The organism is Streptomyces sp. NPDC007095 (genome assembly GCF_040634475.1).
Taxonomy (GTDB): domain Bacteria; phylum Actinomycetota; class Actinomycetes; order Streptomycetales; family Streptomycetaceae; genus Streptomyces.
Genome location: NZ_JBEYFS010000241.1, coordinates 1 through 17,175, shown reverse-complemented (window position 1 = coordinate 17,175; position 17,175 = coordinate 1). Strand labels below are relative to the sequence as shown.

General features: G+C 71.1%; 13 protein-coding genes and 1 pseudogene. 8 read left to right on the top strand and 6 right to left on the bottom strand.

Features of this window, described 5'->3' with window-relative positions:
• The first annotated feature begins 429 nt into the window (after nucleotides 1-429).
• Nucleotides 430-1,362 (top strand): bifunctional helix-turn-helix transcriptional regulator/GNAT family N-acetyltransferase, encoded by a 933-nt coding sequence (locus ABZ656_RS48075; RefSeq protein ID WP_360277587.1) that lies wholly within the window; start codon nucleotides 430-432, stop codon nucleotides 1,360-1,362.
• A 10-nt stretch (nucleotides 1,363-1,372) separates the two neighbouring features.
• Here the strand turns inward: ABZ656_RS48075 and ABZ656_RS48070 are convergent, their stop codons facing one another.
• Complete coding sequence (locus ABZ656_RS48070) at nucleotides 1,373-1,654, bottom strand: hypothetical protein (RefSeq protein ID WP_360277590.1); 282 nt, start codon at nucleotides 1,652-1,654, stop codon at nucleotides 1,373-1,375.
• 362 nt (nucleotides 1,655-2,016) lie between these two features.
• Between ABZ656_RS48070 and ABZ656_RS48065 the strand changes: the two genes are divergently transcribed.
• Nucleotides 2,017-2,817, top strand: coding sequence for a sugar phosphate isomerase/epimerase family protein (locus tag ABZ656_RS48065; protein WP_101405063.1), 801 nt, complete (start codon nucleotides 2,017-2,019; stop codon nucleotides 2,815-2,817).
• An 83-nt stretch (nucleotides 2,818-2,900) separates the two neighbouring features.
• A complete protein-coding gene (gene hemC / locus ABZ656_RS48060; protein WP_101405062.1) occupies nucleotides 2,901-3,836 on the top strand; it encodes a hydroxymethylbilane synthase in 936 nt (311 codons plus the stop codon).
• A gap of 24 nt (nucleotides 3,837-3,860) precedes the next feature.
• On the opposite strand, the gene aroA is transcribed toward hemC, so the two are convergent.
• Nucleotides 3,861-5,102, bottom strand: coding sequence for a 3-phosphoshikimate 1-carboxyvinyltransferase (aroA, locus tag ABZ656_RS48055; protein ID WP_360277582.1), 1,242 nt, complete (start codon nucleotides 5,100-5,102; stop codon nucleotides 3,861-3,863).
• Nucleotides 5,103-5,648: 546 nt separating this feature from the next.
• Here aroA and ABZ656_RS48050 point away from each other — a divergent pair.
• Entirely contained in the window at nucleotides 5,649-7,322 is a 1,674-nt protein-coding gene (locus ABZ656_RS48050) for a glycoside hydrolase family 3 N-terminal domain-containing protein (protein WP_360277579.1), read from the top strand.
• A gap of 159 nt (nucleotides 7,323-7,481) precedes the next feature.
• The gene (locus tag ABZ656_RS48045) at nucleotides 7,482-8,114 is read left to right on the top strand and encodes a hypothetical protein (RefSeq protein ID WP_101405059.1); all 633 of its coding nucleotides are present in this window, start codon (nucleotides 7,482-7,484) and stop codon (nucleotides 8,112-8,114) included.
• Between the two features lie 236 nt (nucleotides 8,115-8,350).
• Here the strand turns inward: ABZ656_RS48045 and ABZ656_RS48040 are convergent, their stop codons facing one another.
• Nucleotides 8,351-8,746, bottom strand: a complete 396-nt coding sequence (locus tag ABZ656_RS48040) for a hypothetical protein (protein WP_101405058.1) — start codon at nucleotides 8,744-8,746, stop codon at nucleotides 8,351-8,353.
• Between the two features lie 161 nt (nucleotides 8,747-8,907).
• On the opposite strand from ABZ656_RS48040, the gene ABZ656_RS48035 reads away from it, so the two are divergent.
• Nucleotides 8,908-9,384, top strand: coding sequence for a hypothetical protein (locus ABZ656_RS48035; RefSeq protein WP_101405057.1), 477 nt, complete (start codon nucleotides 8,908-8,910; stop codon nucleotides 9,382-9,384).
• 40 nt (nucleotides 9,385-9,424) lie between these two features.
• On the opposite strand, the gene ABZ656_RS48030 is transcribed toward ABZ656_RS48035, so the two are convergent.
• The 3 genes and pseudogenes from ABZ656_RS48030 to ABZ656_RS48020 all read right to left on the bottom strand — a co-directional run bounded on the left by ABZ656_RS48030 (nucleotide 9,425) and on the right by ABZ656_RS48020 (nucleotide 14,812).
• Complete coding sequence (locus tag ABZ656_RS48030; protein ID WP_360277574.1) at nucleotides 9,425-13,180, bottom strand: ABC transporter ATP-binding protein; 3,756 nt, start codon at nucleotides 13,178-13,180, stop codon at nucleotides 9,425-9,427.
• Between the two features lie 77 nt (nucleotides 13,181-13,257).
• Nucleotides 13,258-13,820: pseudogene (locus tag ABZ656_RS48025) on the bottom strand (esterase-like activity of phytase family protein).
• A 53-nt stretch (nucleotides 13,821-13,873) separates the two neighbouring features.
• Nucleotides 13,874-14,812, bottom strand: coding sequence for a serine hydrolase (locus ABZ656_RS48020; protein ID WP_101405055.1), 939 nt, complete (start codon nucleotides 14,810-14,812; stop codon nucleotides 13,874-13,876).
• Between the two features lie 154 nt (nucleotides 14,813-14,966).
• On the opposite strand from ABZ656_RS48020, the gene ABZ656_RS48015 reads away from it, so the two are divergent.
• Together ABZ656_RS48015 and ABZ656_RS48010 are read left to right on the top strand one after the other, a co-directional pair.
• Nucleotides 14,967-15,341, top strand: a complete 375-nt coding sequence (locus tag ABZ656_RS48015) for a hypothetical protein (protein ID WP_360277571.1) — start codon at nucleotides 14,967-14,969, stop codon at nucleotides 15,339-15,341.
• A 111-nt stretch (nucleotides 15,342-15,452) separates the two neighbouring features.
• Nucleotides 15,453-17,111, top strand: coding sequence for a glycosyltransferase family 39 protein (locus ABZ656_RS48010; protein ID WP_360277568.1), 1,659 nt, complete (start codon nucleotides 15,453-15,455; stop codon nucleotides 17,109-17,111).
• The last annotated feature ends 64 nt before the right edge of the window (nucleotides 17,112-17,175 follow it).

Below are 17,175 nucleotides of genomic sequence, written 5' to 3'. Positions count from 1 at the left end.
GGCCCGGCCGCGACGGCCTTCTGGACGCTCGGCGGGAGGAGGGAGAGTGCCGCGGCACCGCCCAGCGCACCCGCGGCCGAACCCAGGAGTCTACGACGTGTCAACTCTGCCATTGCTGCCCCTTCTTGAGACTTCGCCAGCTCTCCGGAGTCGAACTGCGGCCCGCACGGGGGCGGCCCGCCGCTTCACTCTCCAAGGGGCGAACGAGGGTTGGCAGGGGCGTGCGATGAAATCGTGGCCAACGTGCGGAAAGGGGTTGGCCAAGTCATGACCCGGGTTGCCGGGGAGTTGCCCGGCCGTTGCCCACGCTTGGCCCGAAGCCGTAGGCTCGACACATACCTCTGACTGAGTCAACTATCAGGTCCGAGCAAGCAAAGCCGCCGAGCCGGACCCGAACAACCGGCGCCGATCATCCGGGGTTGAGTGATCATGACCGTCCAGGACATCCGCTCCTTCAACCGCTTCTACACGAACGTCATCGGCGCCCTCGACTACGGTCGCCACCTCTACGCCCCCTACACCCTCACCGAGTCCCGCGTGCTGTACGAGCTCGCCCACTCCCCCCGCACCGACGCGGCCGACCTCCGCACCGAACTGTCCCTGGATGCCGGTTACTTGAGCCGCATCCTGAACAAGTTCGAGCAGGACGGCCTGATCGAGCGGACACCCTCGGAGCGGGACCCCCGGCGGCGCCGCATCACGCTCACGGCACAGGGCAGGGGGACGGCGGCCCTGCTGGACGAGCGCTCACGGGAATCGGTGGGGGCGCTCCTGGCGACCGTTCCGGCCGACGAACGCCCCCGGCTCGCCGCGGCGATGCACACCGTGCGCACGCTGCTCTCCTCCGGGCGCCCACCCCGCCGCGAGGATGTCGTCCTGCGCGACCCCGGCCCCGGCGACCTCGGCTGGATCGTGCAGCGCAACGCCGCGCTGTACGCCGCCGAGTACGGCTGGAACACCGACTACGAGGGACTGGTCGCCCGGATCGTGGCGGACTTCGCCGAGGACCACGATCCGCACCTGGAGCGGGTGTGGATCGCCGATCTGGACGGCCGGCCGGTGGGCTGCGTGATGTGCGTACGCGACGACGCGCCCGGGACCGCCCGCCTCCGCCTCCTGCTCGTCGAGCCCGACGCGCGCGGGCTGCGCATCGGCGACCGGCTGGTCGAGGCCGTCATCGACTTCGCGCGGGACGGCGGCTACCGGGACCTGGTCCTGTGGACCAACGACGTGCTCTCCGCCGCCCGCCGCATCTACCAGCGCCACGGTTTCGTCCTCGTCGCCGAGAAACCTCACCGCTCGTTCGGAGCGGACCTGACCGGCCAGGACTGGCGGTTGGATCTGCACCCCCCGCAGGAATGACCCGTCGGGCTCACACGGGTTTCCAGGTGCCGCCGTCGAGCCGGTAGACGGTCACCGCCTGGGACACGGCATCGCCGTTCGCGTCGAACCCGACCTTTCCCATCACCCCGTCGACGTCGACGTTCTGGACCGACGCCCGCAGGCTCTCGCGCTTGGTCGAGGGAACGGTGTCGCCGAGGGGGCTGACGTGGACGAACTCGAAGGCATGGATCAGGGCCAGGGTCGCGTCATAGGCATCGCCGCCGTACGGGCCGTAGAGAGTCTTGTAGCCCGCCTCCTTGTAGTCCTCGATAAAGGTCCTGGCCGAGTTCCCACGGCGTTGCTGAGCACCTCGTTGATCAGTTCCAGGCCGCCGCCCATGGTGCCCGGTCGTTCCTGACGGTCCCGCGGGGAAAGGCTCGCCCCCGCCGTGTCCGGATCCCGCATCAGCCGGCGCTGCAGTGCGCGAAGCCGTCTCCCGTCGTCTTCGAGCACTTCGATATCACGTCGCACGCTTCCCCCGCACGCCGGCGATTTCGGCATCTTGGCGACACAAAGGGCACGTCGTGGTGCTTGTGGAAAAGGACCTCCCGAACCAACCACAACCGATTTTCCTTTCGACTCTCCTTTTGATCGGCAACGGCCGACATCGGCACGCGAGTAGGGTCCGTGCGCATGAAGCTGGCATTTTCCACGCTCGGCGTACCCGGGCTCCCCATCCCCGACGTCGTACGACTCGCCGCCGCGCACGGCTACCACGGCGTGGAGCTGCGCGCGCATCCCGAGGAGCCGGTGCACCCCGGGATCGGGGCGGCAGAACGGGCCGAGGTGGTCGCCGAGTTCCAGGCGGGCGGTATCGAGATCCTGGGCGTGGCGGGCTACGCGCGGGTGGCGGCGCCGGGCGACGACGACACCGTCATCGCCGAGATCAAGGAGCTCCTCGACCTCGCCCACGACCTGGGCGCCCCGTTCGTACGCGTCTTTCCGGGCGCGAGTTCCGAGCAGGGCGTCGAGGAGGCGGACGCGACGGCGGCACGGCGGCTCGGCACGGCGGCGGAGTACGCCGCCGACCTGGGCGTACGGATCCTGCTGGAGACCCATGACTCGCACCGCACCGGCGCGGACGCGATCAGGATCCTGGGCCTGGTCGGCCACCACCACGTGGGCTCGCTGTGGGACGTCATGCACACCTGGCTCGGCGGCGAGGAGCCGGCGGAGACCTACGCGGCCCTGTGCACCTACCTCGGCTACCTCCAGGTCAAGGACATCGCCTCCGCCGAGGACACCGCCCCGCTCCCCCTCGGCGCGGGCGTCCTGCCGCTCGCCGACTGTGTGGAACTCCTCTCCCGGGAGGGCTGGGACGGCTGGCTGTGCTGGGAGTACGAGAAGCGGTGGTACGAGGGGGTCGCGCCGCTTCCTGAGCTGCTGGGGCCGGGTCGGGAGCACCTCGGGCGCCTGCTGAACGACTCCGCCTAGGACCGGTTCCGGGGACACGCGCACCCGCCCGGGCCGGCTTCCCACGGCTCGCCTCCCCTCGCCGACGGGCTATCGTGGACGCCATGTCGGCACCGGAACTGATCCGTATCGTCTCCCGCGACTCGCCCATGGCCCTGGCCCAAGTGGAGCGAGTCCGGGCCGAGTTGGGCGCGCTCCATCCGCGCATCCGCACCGAGGTCGTGCCCGTGAAGACGACCGGTGACAAGTGGATGGGCGACCTCGCCAAGGTCGAGGGGAAGGGCGCGTTCACCAAGGAGGTCGACGCGGCGCTGCTGGCCGGTGAGGCCGATCTCGCGGTGCACTGCGTGAAGGACATTCCCGCGGACCGTCCCCTCCCGGCAGGGACGATGTTCGCCGCGTTCCTGGCGCGGGACGACATCCGGGACGCTCTCGTGCACCCGGACGGGCTCACGCTGGACGAGTTGCCGCAGGGGACGCGGATCGGTACCTCGTCCGTACGGCGGGGCGCTCAGCTGGCCGCCTCGCACCCGCACTTGGAGTGCGTGCCGTTCCGGGGGAACGCCAACCGGCGGCTGGAGAAGCTGGCGGCGGGGGAGGCGGACGCGCTGCTGCTGGCGGTGTCGGGGCTGGAGCGGATCGGCCGGGCGGACGTGATCACGGAGATCCTGTCGCCCGAGACGATGATGCCGCCGATCGGGGCGGGCATCCTGGCCCTCCAGTGCCGGGAGGGCGACACCGAGGTGATCGAGACGATCAGCGACCTCGGCGACCCGAACACGCACCGCGAGGCCACGGCGGAGCGGATGTTCCTGCACGTCCTCCAGGGCCACTGCAACTCACCGATCGCCGGTTTCGCGAAGGCCCACCGCAGTGGCGAACTGTCCCTGCGCGCCTGCGTGTTCACCCCGGACGGCAAGACCGTGCTGAACGCGCACGAGTGGGCGGGCCGCCTCGACGCCGCGACGCTCGGCACGTCGGTCGCCGTCGCCCTGTTGCGCCAGGGCGCCCGCGAACTGATCGACGACATCCCCCACTGATCCCCCTGCCGATCACCTCACTGATCACCCCAGCGGGCGGGCCCAGGCGGCGAAGGTCTCGTGGAAGGCGGGGAACGTCTTCCGTACGCAGCCGGGGTCGTCGAAAGAGACGCCGCCCGGCGCGCGGAGTCCGGTCACCGCGAAGGACATGACGATGCGGTGGTCACCGTACGTCTTGATCTCCGCGCCCGGCACGGGATCCGCACCGGGGTGGATCTCGATCCAGTCGGCCCCGGTCTCCACCCGCGCGCCCAGCCGCCGGAGGTTCTCCGCGCAGGCGTCCAGGCGGTCGCACTCCTTCACACGCGTGTTGGCGACGTCCTCGATGCGGACCGGGCCCGAGGCGAAGGGCGCGATCGCGGCCAGCGTCGGCATGGTGTCGGAGATGTCCCGCATGTTGACCGTGAGGCCGCGCAGTTCGCCGGTGCCGGCGACCGTCGTCCCGCCGGAGCCGACCTCCACCCGCGCCCCCATCCGCCGCAGTACGTCGACGAAGCCCAGGTCGCCCTGGAGGGCGCCGGTGCCCAGGCCCGGAACCGTCACCTCGCGGCCCGTCACGGCGGCCGCGGCGAAGAAGTAGCTCGCGGTGGAGGCGTCGGGCTCGACGGCGTAGGTGGTGGCGCGGTAGCCGCCGGGCGAGACCACGAACACCTCGCCCTCCCGGCGCACGGACGCGCCGAACGTCCGCATCATCGCGAGCGTGATCTCGACGTACGGCGCCGAGACCAGGTCCGTGACAGTGATGCGCAGGCCCTTGCGGGTCAGCGGGCCGAGCAACAGGAGGGCGGTCAGGTACTGGGAGGACTGGCCCGCGTCGAGCGTCACGTCACCGCCCTCCACGCCGGCCGCCGCGATCCGCAGCGGGTGGCGGCCCTCCGCCTCCTCGTGCCGCAGGTCGACGCCGAGGTCGCGCAGGGCGCGGGTGAGAGGGAGCAGCGGGCGGCGGCGCATCTGCGGGGAGGCGTCGAAGCGATAGGTGCCGTGCCCGGCGGCGGCGAGGGTCGGCAGAAAGCGGGCGGTGGTCGCGCCGTCGCGGCAGTACACGTCGGCGTCGGTGGCCGCCGGGCCCTGGGGGCGGCCGTCGATCTGCCAGATGTGCGGGGTGCGGCCGACGCGGTAGCCGAGCCGGGTCAGGCCCTCCGTGAAACCTTCCGTGTCGTCCGACCGGAGCGGCCGTACGAGGGTGGTGACCCCGTCGGCCGCCGCCGCCAGGAAGAGCGCACGCGCGGTGATGGACTTGGAACCGGGGATGTCGACGACGGCCATGTCCTCATGCTGGCTCCCCGACCCGCTCCGGCGCGGGAGCGTCCGCCAAATGGACCTGTCTGCGCGAGCCCGGCGTCGGACCGTCCCACCCATTCGCCCCACCCGCACCAATTCCGCGAACCGGCGGAAACCGGGGAACCCCGACCCGCACCGGTTCGTCCAATCCGCATGCTGCCGGATGAGTCTCCGCAGAGCGGTGTCGGCCTCGCTGCTGGCTGCGAACGCTGACCACCCTCTCCGCCGCCTGCGGCCGGCAGCACGCCGTCACCGGCGCGCCCCCCTCCAACTGCGCCGGTGACGGCCCCTCCCCGGGATACTGTGCACACCCTTGACTGGAAGAAACTTCCCGGATATTCGTGACTCCTCGGAAGTTTCCTTCATGAGGGAGGAGCGCACGTGGGGCCATCGAGATCTTCCAGACCGTCCAGACGTACCGTTCTCGCCGCCACCGCCGGGACCACCGCGGCCCTGACCTTGAGCACCACCTCCGTCCGGGCGGCCGAGGACCGACCTGGCGAATCGTCACTCCGATCTCTCGTCTCCCGTATGACGCTGGAGGAGAAGGTCGGCCAGCTCTTCGTGATGCGGGTGTACGGCCACTCGGCCACCGCACCCGACCAGGCCGACATCGACGCCAACCTGGAGGAGCTCGGCGTCAGGACGGCCGCCGAGCTGATCGCCAGGTACCGCGTCGGCGGGATCATCTACTTCACCTGGACGCACAACACCCGCGACCCGCACCAGATCGCAGCCCTCTCGAACGGCATCCAGAAGGTCTCCCTCGACCAGCCGCGCGGGCTGCCCGTCCTCATCTCCACCGACCAGGAGTACGGAGCGGTGGCCCGGGTGGGCAAGCCCGCGACGCTGTTCCCGGGCGCGATGGCGCTGGGCGCCGGCGGCTCGCGGGAGGACGCCCGCACGGTCGGGCGCCTCGGTGGCGCCGAGCTGCGCGCCCTCGGCATCCGGCAGGACTACTCCCCGGTCGCCGACGTGAACGTCAACCCGGCCAACCCGGTCATCGGCGTACGCTCCTTCGGCGCCGATCCGGACGCCGTGGCCGGGCTGGTGACGGCCGAGGTGAAGGGCTACCAGAGCGCCGGAGTCGCGGCCACGGCGAAGCACTTCCCGGGGCACGGGGACACCGCCGTCGACAGCCACTTCGGCTTCCCCGTCATCACGCACAGCCGCGAGCTGTGGTCGGCCCTCGACGCCGTGCCCTTCCGGGCCGCCATCCGCGCCGGCATCGACTCGGTCATGACCGCCCACATCATGGTCCCGGCCCTCGACCCGTCCGGGGACCCCGCGACGCTCTCCCGCCCCATCCTCACCGGCATCCTGCGCGAGGAACTCGGCTACGACGGGCTCGTGGTGACCGACTCGCTCGGCATGGAGGGCGTCCGGACGAAGTACGGCGACGACCGCGTCCCCGTACTGGCACTCAAGGCCGGTGTCGACCAGCTCCTCAACCCGCCGTCCATCGACGTGGCCTGGCACGCGGTCCTGAACGCCGTGCACGGCGGCGAGCTCACCGAGGCCCGCCTCGACGAGTCCGTCCTGCGCGTCCTGCGCCTCAAGACCAAGCTGGGCCTGCTGGAGAACCCGTACGTCAGCGACACCGGCGTCGACCACACGGTCGGCACCGCCGCGCACCGCAGGGCGGCCGACCGGATCGCCGAGCGCACGACGACACTGCTGGTCAACGAGGAGCGCCTGCTCCCGCTCTCACGCCGGCGCACCCCGCGCGTCCTCGTCGTGGGCGCCGATCCCGCCTCGCCGTCGGGTACCGACGGACCGCCCACGACCGTCCTCGCGACCGCCCTCACCGAGCTGGGTTTCACGGCGACGGCACTGTCCACCGGAACGGCGCCCTCCGCGGAGGGCATCGACAACGCGGTGGCTGCGGCCGGGGGCGTGGACGCGGTCGTCGTCGGCACGTACAACGTGACGGCGACCGGGTCCCAGAAGACCCTCGTCGAACGACTCGTCGCCACCGGCGTCCCGGTGGTCGCGATCGCGATCCGCAACCCGTACGACGTGGCTCAACTCCCTGACGTGCACGCTTACTTGGCTACCTACTCCTGGACGGACGTGGAACTGCGCGCCGCCGCCCGAGTGATCGCGGGCAGCGCGAGGCCCCGCGGGAGGCTACCGGTGGCGGTGCAGCGGGCGGACGACCCGGCGAAGGCGCTCTATCCGATCGGGTACGGATTGACGTACTAGGTCCGGTATGGGCCGACGTACCGCCCCGGGTGGGGAATGGCGTACACGCCCTACGCCGCACACCCGGCGCACCACCCCCAAAGGACGCAAAGCACCCCGGATGTCTGGCGTGTGCCCGTCGCGACGGGTCACGCTGGGCGGGGGTATCGGGGGGAATCCATGCGAGCCAGCTCGTCGGGTCGGCGTTCCGTTGGGGTGCTCTGCGCGCTGCTGCTGGCCGTCGCCGCGCTCGCGGGATGCGACCGCTGGTCGGACTCGGGGAGCGCCGAGCCCAGCCCGGGGACGACGTCGACGCAGCCCTCCGGCTACGGGGCGGTGTTCCTCGCGGTCGACGAGTGCAGTTCCTTCGGGACGACCAGCTTCACCGAGGTGCCCTGCAGCAGCGAACGGGCCGCCGCGCGAGTGATCGCCCGTTACGACGGCAAGGTGGCCGACGGGCCGCTGTGTCCCGCGACCACGGACTTCGTGCTGCACATCAGTGAGACCCGGCCCGCCTCGGACGAGAACGGCGACGGGGTCGTCCCCCAGGGTTACGCCTGTATGCGCAAGCTGGAGGCCCCGCACCCCGGCGATCCGGGCGGGGGCGGCGGTCCCCGCACCATCGTCGGCGACTGCGTCTACAGCTCCGGCGACGGGCAGGTGCGGGAGACCGCGTGCGACGGCAAGGGCAAGAAGCCCCCGGAGTACAAGGTGACGTCGGCGGTCCTCGACCGCGCCGAGTGCCCGTCGTCCACGGCCCTCTACGTCCAACTGGGCGGCAGCAGACCGGTGGGCTGCGCCCGCCCGGTGTAGCCGAGGGGCGGACGCAGCCGGTGGGTCGTATTGCGGCCGGCGAACCGGGTTACGGTCGCAGTGCGGGCTCGCGCTCGATGTCGCGCCGGTCCAAACCCTATGGGAAGGCGGTGCCTCGGCCGACTCGGCACTCGGCCGGTTCAGCACTCGGCCGACTCGGCACTCGGCCGGTTCAGCACTCGGCCGACTCGGCACTCGGCCGGTTCAGCACTCGACCGGTTCAGCGCTCGACCGGTTCAGCAGAGGATCCAGCTCGAGCTCACCGAACCCGAGCCGACCGAGCCCTTGACGCGGACGCAGCGGTGGCCCGCGTGGACGGTCACCGGGCCGGCGTGGTGCGAGAAGCTGCCCTGGTCGACCACGGGCCGGCTGCCGCGCGCCTGCACGCTGACGGACATCGTCCGTTTGTGCGACTGCTGATCCTTCGGGACGGTCATCGCGCAGACATAGCCGTCGCGCTTGTAGATCTGGACGGAGCCGGTCGAGAAGCTGAGCGTTCTGACCTTGCGACCCGAGCAGTACGAGTCGGCGGCCTGCGCGCTGCCCGGGCTCATCAACGCCATCAGCCCGGCCGCGGTCAACACCGCAAGGCCCAGCGCCAGGCGCCGGCGTGTCGCACCATCACGGTCCACTGTCGTCCTCCCCCGGCCATTCAGCGTACTGGTGTACGGACGCAGGACGTACATCGGATGGTTGCCTTCGCCCGAGAGAGGTTTTCTTCCGCGTTTGGGGCAACCACACCCCTTTGTTCGGTGTCCAACCGGTCAGAAAACCGAACGAAAGGTACTCATCCATGTCCCGCACGTCACGTTCACGTACGGCCGCCGGCGCGCTCGTCGCCGCGGCGCTCCTCGCCACGGCGGGTGCCTCCGTGCCCGCGTTCGCCGGCTCCAGCGCGCCCCCGCCCGCCCGCAGCGGCGCCAACGGCCCCGCCTACGACCGGGTGGCGAACTTCTACGGCGCCTACATCGACGCGGTCACCGACGAGGGAAGCGGTCACCTCGGCTCCCAGCTGCGCAGCTTCTACCTGACCAAGGATCTCCGCACCCGCCTGGCCAAGTGGGAGAGCCGCGAGCACGCCGACGGGGTGCTGCGCGCGCAGGACGTGCCGCGGGCGTGGAAGGTGACGGCGGGAGACAGCGGCGCGGGCCACACCTGGTCGACGGTGCGCCTCACCTGGGGCTCCGCCCAGCACCCCACGTACACCTATCTGACCGTGCAGTCGGACCTGGCCACGAAGAAGATCTCCGACATCAAGGCGAAGAGCTGAGAGGTCCGGGGCACGCTCCCTCTCAGGCTGTCGAGGGAACTCACGCCGATGAGGGAACCGGCTCTTCCTCCTCCGGGGCTCCGACGAACGTCCTCCACAACTCCGCGTAGTGGCCGCCCTGTTGGAGGAGTTCGTCGTGGGTGCCGTCCTCGGCGACGCGGCCACGGTCCATGACCACGACCCGGTCGGCGCGGGCGGCCGTCGTCAGGCGGTGGGCGACGACGAGGGTCGTACGGCGTCCGGCGAGGCGGTCGGTGGCCTGGTTGACCAGGGCCTCCGTCGCCAGGTCCAGCGCCGCCGTCGCCTCGTCGAGGAGCAGCACGTCCGGGTCCACGAGTTCGGCGCGGGCCAGCGCGATCAGCTGGCGCTGGCCCGCGGAGAGGTTGCGGCCGCGCTCGGCGACCTCGTGGAGGTAGCCGCCGTCCAGCGTGGCGATCATGTCGTGGGCGCCGACCGCACGGGCCGCGGCCTCCACCTCGGCATCGGTGGCGTCGGGGCGCCCGTAGGCGATGGCGTCCCGGACGGTCCCCTGGAAGAGGTACGCCTCCTGCGGGACGACGCCGAGCCGGTGCCGGTACGAGGTCAGGTCGAGCGAGCGCAGATCCGTGCCGTCGACCGTCACCCGCCCGCCCGTCGGGTCGTAGAACCGGGCGACCAGCTTCACCAGTGTGGACTTGCCCGCGCCGGTCTCGCCGACGAAGGCGACGGTCTGTCCGGCGGGGATGCTCAGCGAGATACCGCTGAGCGCCGCCTCCGCGTCTGTCTCGGCGGCGGAGCCGTACGCGAAGTCGACGTCCTCGAAGGCGATGTCGCCCCGCAGGGAGAGGACGTCCAGCGGTGCCTCGGCGGCCTTCGTCGAGGTCGGCTCCTGGAGCAGTTCCTGGATGCGGCCCAGCGAGACCGTGGCCTGCTGGTAGCCGTCGAAGACCTGCGAGAGCTGCTGCACGGGCGCGAAGAACAGGTCGATGTAGAGGAGGTAGGCGACCAGCGCGCCCGTCGTGAGGGTGCCGGCGTCCACCCGGTGCGCGCCCACGATCAGCACCGCGGCCGACGCGACCGACGCCAGCAGCTGGACGAACGGGAAGTAGATCGATATCAGCCACTGACCGCGGATGCGCGCCCTGCGGTAGCTGTCGCTGCCCTCCGCGAACCGCTGCCCGCCCGAGCGCTCGCGCCGGAACGCCTGCAGGATCAGCAGTCCGGAGACCGACTCCTGGAGGTCGGCGTTGACCGCCGACACCCGCTCGCGGGCGAGTTCGTACGCCTTCACGCTCGCCCGGCGGAAGAAGAAGGTACCGACGACCAGCGGCGGAAGGGTGATGAAGACGACCAGCGCGAGCTGGACGTCGATCACCAGCAGCACGCCCATGATGCCGAAGAAGGTGACGGCCGAGACGAACGCGGTGACCAGGCCCGTCTGGAGGAACGTCGACAGCGCGTCGACGTCCGTCGTCATCCGGGTCATGATCCGGCCGGTCAGCTCCCGCTCGTAGTAGTCGAGCCCGAGGCGCTGGAGCTGCGCGAAGATCTTCAGGCGGAGGGAGTAGAGGACCCGCTCGCCGGTCCGGCCCGTCATCCGGGTCTCGCCGATCTGCGCGGCCCACTGGACGAGCACGGTGACCAGCGCCAGCGCGGCGGCGGCCCACACCGCACCGATGGCCATCCGGGTGACGCCCTGGTCGATGCCGTGCCGGATCAGCACCGGCAGCAGCAGACTCATCCCCGCGTCCACGGCCACGAGACCCAGGCTGACGAGCAGCGGGAGACCGAAGCCGCGCAGCAGCCTGCGCAGCCCGTACGACTCCTCGGGCCTGACCGCACGCGCCTCGTCGATGCCGGGGGCGTCGGTGGCCGGGGGCAGCGCCTCGACCAGGGTGAGGAGTTCGGGCGTGGCGGGCATGCCGGACAGGGCGTTGTCCTTGGGCTCCCGGTCGCCGGTCCACAGATGGGGAGTGACCCCGCGCTCGGCGTCGAACTCGGCGTCCAGCTCGTCCCGTACGGAGGTGTCCTCCTGGGGCACGGCGGGCTGGGCGTGTCCGGGCGAGACGCCGCCCAGCTCGTCCGGGTCGGTCAGGAGGCGGCGGTACAGCGGGGAGCGCTGCTGGAGTTCCTCGTGGGTGCCGATGTCGGCGAGGCTGCCGCCGTCGAGGACGGCGATGCGGTCGGCGAGGTTGAGGGTGGAGCGGCGGTGGGCGATGAGGAGGGTGGTGCGCCCCTCCATGACATGCGTGAGCGCCTCGTGGATCTCGTGCTCGACGCGGGCGTCCACGGCGGAGGTGGCGTCGTCGAGGACGAGCAGGCGCGGGTCGGTGAGGATGGCGCGGGCGAGGGCGACGCGCTGGCGCTGGCCGCCGGAGAGCGTGAGACCGTGCTCGCCGACCTTGGTGTCGTAGCCCTCGGGCAGCTCGGCGATGAAACGGTCCGCCTGGGCGGCGCGGGCCGCGGTCTCGATCTCCTCCTGGGTGGCGTCCGGACGGCCGTAGGCGATGTTGGCGCGCACGGTGTCGGAGAAGAGGAAGGAGTCCTCGGGGACCAGGCCGATCGCGGCGCGCAGCGACTCCTGGGTCAGCTCGCGGACGTCGTGGCCGCCGATGAGGACGGCGCCGTGCGTCACGTCGTAGAAGCGGGGCATCAGGAGCGAGACCGTCGACTTGCCGGAGCCGGAGGAGCCGACCACGGCGAGGGTCTCGCCGGGGCGGATCTCGAAGCTCAGCCCGTCGAGCACCGGCTGCTTTTTTGAGGTGCCCTCGTAGGCGAAGGACACGTCGTCGAACTCGACGGTCGCGGGCGCGTCGGCCGGAAGGGTCTTGGTGCCGTCCTTGATCGACGGCTCGGTGTCGATGAGTTCGAGGACGCGCTCGGCACCCGCGCGGGCCTGCTGCCCGACGGTGAGGACCACGGCGAGCATCCGCACCGGTCCCACGAGCTGGGAGAGGTACGAGGAGAACGCGACGAAGGTGCCGAGCGTGATCTGTCCCCGTACGGCGAGCCAGCCGCCCAGCGCCAGCATCGCGACCTGGCCGAGGGCGGGCACGGCCTGGAGGGCCGGGGTGTACTTGGCGTTGAGCCGGATGGTCCGCAGCCGCCCCGCGAAGAGCCGCCGTCCGACGTCCCGGAGCTTCCCGGTCTCCTGATCCTCCTGCCCGAAGCCCTTCACCACGCGTACGCCGCTGACGGCGCCGTCGACGACACCCGCCACGGCGGCGGCCTGCGCCTGCGCGTACCAGGTGGCGGGGTGCAGCTTGGAGCGGCTGCGCTTGGCGACGACCCAGAGGGCGGGGGCGACGGCGAGCGCGACCAGGGTGAGGGGCAGGGAGAGCGAGGCCATGATCCCGAGGGAGATCAGGAAGAGCAGCACGTTCCCGATGGTCATCGGGAGCATGAAGAGCAGGCCCTGGATCAGCTGGAGGTCACTGGTGGCGCGGCCGACGACCTGGCCGGTGGACAGCTCGTCCTGGCGTCGTCCGTCGAGCCGGGTGATCGTCCCGTACATCTCGGTCCGCAGGTCGTGCTGGACGTCGAGGGCGAGGCGGCCGCCGTAGTAGCGGCGGATGTAGGTGAGGACGTAGACGAGGACGGCGGCGGCTATGAGCGCGCCCGCCCAGGGCGCCATGGACTTGGTGTGGTTCCCGATGACGTCGTCGATGATCACCTTGGTGATCAGCGGGACCACCGCCAGGACCGCCATGCCGCCGAGCGAGGAGCCGAGCGCCAGCAGGACGTACTTCGGGTACCGCCACGCGTACCCGGCGAGCCGCTGCGCCCAGCCGCCCTTGTCCCCTTGCTCGAATGCCACGCCGGTGCCTTCCGTAGATCTCACTCCACCGCAAGACACCAACGCTGAAGCAAGCGGATTTCATCCCTCCGCAATAATCAGCCGTTCACCGTGTGTGGCAGGCGGGCGCTCAGGGAGTACAGGCGGGTGGTCTGGACGGCGTTCTGGTTGTCGTCGCTGACCAGGAGGAGCTGGAGACGGCCGTCCGGAGTGCGGCCGGTGATCGTCAGGCCCTCGATGTTGTCGAGGAGGGGGTTGGGCTGGGGCTGCTTGGCCCGGGCGCCCGGTGAAGGACAGTTCACGAGGTCGGCGAGGAGCGTCTTGCGGGCGAGCCGCACGCCGTCCTGGCCGGTCAGGGTGTCGACGCGGCGGGTGTCCGTGGCGTGGCGGAGGTCGGCGAGGAGCGTCTTGCGGGCGAGCCGCACGCCGCGGCGATCCGGCCGCCGCGGTCGACGGCGAGCGCGGAGAGGTTGCCGACGAAGATGCCGTCGTACGTCGTCTTGTCGAGCGCGTCGGAGTAGCTCGTGATCGAGACGGCGGGCGAGCAGGCGTGGACGCCCGGGGCTGTGCCGCTCTGGGCGTTGACCGGAGCGGCGGCGGTCACACAGGTGGCCGCCGCCGGCCCGGCGCTGACGGTGGCGAGTACGGATCTCAGGCGCATGCCGGTCACGGTAGGACGGCCGGGTGCCGCGCGGGAGACCGCCTCGTGAAGCGTCAGCCCGCGGACGGCACCGCCGGGATCGCTTCCTGGGGGTCGGCCGTGGGCACGTAGCGCAGCACGCTCGCGCTGGTCGTGGAGGGGGTCGGCACCAGGTCCTTGTGGATGGCCTTGGCGACGGCCTGGATGGTGTTGACGCCGTACTGCATGGTGCTGTTGTCCTGCGTCAGCACGGTGATCATGTAGTCGTGGCCCGCGCCGTTGAAGGTGCCGATGCTGTGCACCCGCCAGCCGTGCGTGGCACGCGACAGCCAGCCGTTCTTGACGTGCACGGCGACCGAGGAGGGCGCTCCGGCCGGGGTGCCCCAGCGCTGCGAGGAGATGACCTTGCCCATCAACTTCAGCTCGTAGGCGCGGGAGTTGTCGCTCAGCACGGAGTTCTTGGCGGTGAGCAGCGCGAGCAGCTTCTGCTCGTCCCGGACGGTGATCTGGGTGAGCCCCCAGTAGTTGTTGGCACCCGGCTTGGTCTGGGTCATCCCGGCGGCGGCGAGGAAACCTTTCACTTTGGTCACACCGAGCTGCTTCCACAGCGTGCTGGTGGCGTTGTTGTCCGACTTGGTGATCATGGCCGTGGCGAGGCTCTGCTCACGCGTGGTCAGATACCGGTTGTGCTTCTTGGCGTCCCACAGCAGCGTGGCCAGCACGGTGGCCTTGACGACGCTGGCGGAGTCGTACGCCGTGCTGCTCCGCAGGGTGCAGGTGGTCTTCGTCGACCGGTCGTAGAGACCGACGGCGACGGTGCCGGCGCGGCCCTTGAGCGCCGTGGTGATGTCCTTCTGCAGCTTGGCGGCCAGGCCCGTCTTGCTCGACGTGCAGCTGACCTGCGGTGCCGTGGCGGCGGCGGCCGGTGCGGCGGCGGCCGCGAACGGCACGATCACCCCGGCGCCGAGGCTCGCCGCGAGCACACGGGCACGCCGGGATATCCGGTGAGTCATGGAGGTTCCCCATCCCCTTCAACCAATACGAGCGCGCCCTTGGCGCACTCGCCTCTCATGACTCATATGGGTGGACGAAAGTTGTACGCGTGTTCCCAGGACGGGCGTTCAGGATAGAAAGCGGCAGTAGTCGTCGGAGGGGACGGTGGAGTCGTTGTCGGACAACGGTCAGAGCGATGCGTATCTCTGGGGTCGGCTGTACGCGGCGGCGCTCGCGTTGGAGGCCATCCGCACCGGCAACGGCGACTGGCTCGGAGACCAGAGCAAGATCCTCAAAGCCGTGAAGAGCCCCCGGTCCACACTCGCCCCTCATCTTCGGGAGCTGGCCAACCGACTCCTGGAGGCCAAACAGAAGAGCGCCGCGCGCGGAAAGGCAGCGGCAGAGGTGTTCAAGGCCATACCGGAACTGGTGCCTGCCAAGGGCCAACTGCCCAACACCCTCGGCGACACGGAAGCCGCGCAGTTCCTGGACGGCTTCCATGCCCAGAAGCGCTCTTACGAGGAGGAGTACGGGGCGCTGGTGAAGTAGTCCTTGCGCTTTCCCCGGCTCAGCCCTCGCCGGACCACATCGGCGCGCATCCACAGCTCACCCCCAGACAGAGCACAGCCCGTACCCATCAGCGGTGTGCACGGTGCACTGGTGACATCTGCCACCGACCCACTGCCCCCGGCTCCCGGCCCCTCCGTGGCCCCCGGCGCACCGGCCGCCGAGCCGCCCCAGGAGCCGTCGCCCACCCCCGCCGCGCCCCGCTGGTCCCTCCCCGCCCTGATCGCGATCATGGCGCTGGCCACGGTGCTGTACTCCTGGAACCTGTCCTCCTCCAGCCTGAACAGCTTCTACAGCGCCGCCGTGCTCAGTGGCACGCACAGCTGGAAGGCGTGGTTCTTCGGCTCGCTGGACGCGGGCAACTTCATGACCGTCGACAAGCCGCCCCTCGTCCTCATGGTCATGGGCCTGTTCTGCCGCGTCTTCGGCTTCGGCACCTGGCAGATGATGCTGCCGCTGATCGCCGCCGCGGTCGGCACGATCTGGATCCTGCACTCCTCGGTGAAGCGGGTGTTCGGGCACGGCGCCGCCGCGATCGCCGCGCTGGTCCTCGCGCTCACCCCGATCACCGTCGCCATCAACCGTGACAACAACCCCGACTCCCTGCTGGTGCTGCTGATGGTCGGCGGTGCGGCCCTGGCACTGCGGGCCGCGCACAACGGCCGGGTGCTGCCGCTGCTCGGCTCCGCGGTCTGCTTCGGGCTCGCCTTCAACACCAAGATGCTCCAGGGCTACATCGCGCTGCCCGCTGTCTTCGCCATGTACCTGTACGCGGCCCGCCTCCCCCTGGTGAAGCGGATCGTCAACCTGCTGCTCGCGGGCGTGGCCCTGGCCGTCTCCAGCTTCTGGTGGGCGGCGGCCGTCTCCCTGGTGCCCGCCTCCGAACGGCCGTACATCGGCGGCTCGACCGACGGCACCGCCTGGAACCTGATCATGGGCTACAACGGCCTGGGCCGGGTCTTCGGCGGCGAGGGCAACGGCGGCGGGGGCGGGGGTGGCGGCGCCAACTTCGCCGGCACCGCCGGTCTCGGCCGGATGTTCAACGACATCCTCGGCGGCCAGATCTCCTGGCTGCTGCCCTTCGCCGCGATCGCCCTCGCCGGCGGTCTGATCCTGCGCGGTCGCGCCCCGCGCACCGACCTCACCCGCGCCGCGCTGATCCTCTGGGGCGGCTGGACCCTCTTCCACTACCTGACCTTCGCCATGGCCGAGGGCACCATGCACCCGTACTACACGACCGCGCTCGCCCCCGGCATCGCGGCCCTGTGCGGGGGCGGCGGCGTCATGCTGCTGCGGGCCTTCCGGGACGACAAGAGGTGGGTGTGGGTGCTGCCCCTCGCCCTGGGCGCCACCGCGATCTGGTCGGTCGTGCTGCTGCGCCGGGCCTCCGGCTGGAACACCTGGCTGTGGCCGACGGTCGCGGTGGTGATGGCGGCGGCGATCGCGGGTCTCCTCCTCTTCCGGTCCGGGCAGCGCGTACGGCTGCTGGCGGGCGCCCTGACCGCGGCGGTCGTCGCCGCGCTGGCGGGTCCGACGGCGTACGCCGCCTCGGTGCCCTCCGGCTCGGGCGGCGGCATGGGCGGCACCAACCCGACGGCCGGTCCGACGACGGGCAACGGCATGGGCGGGCCCGGTGGCGGAGGTCGCGCGGGCGGCTTCCCCGGCGGTTCCGGCGCTCCGGGCAACGGCGAGATGCCGGGTGGCACGCAACAGGGCGGCCGGACGGGTACGGCGCCGAGCGGTGCGCCGTAGGTGATGTCGGTGTGGCCGAGCGGGAAGGTCTGCCCGAGGGCCGTCAGCGGGCCGGGCAGGTTGG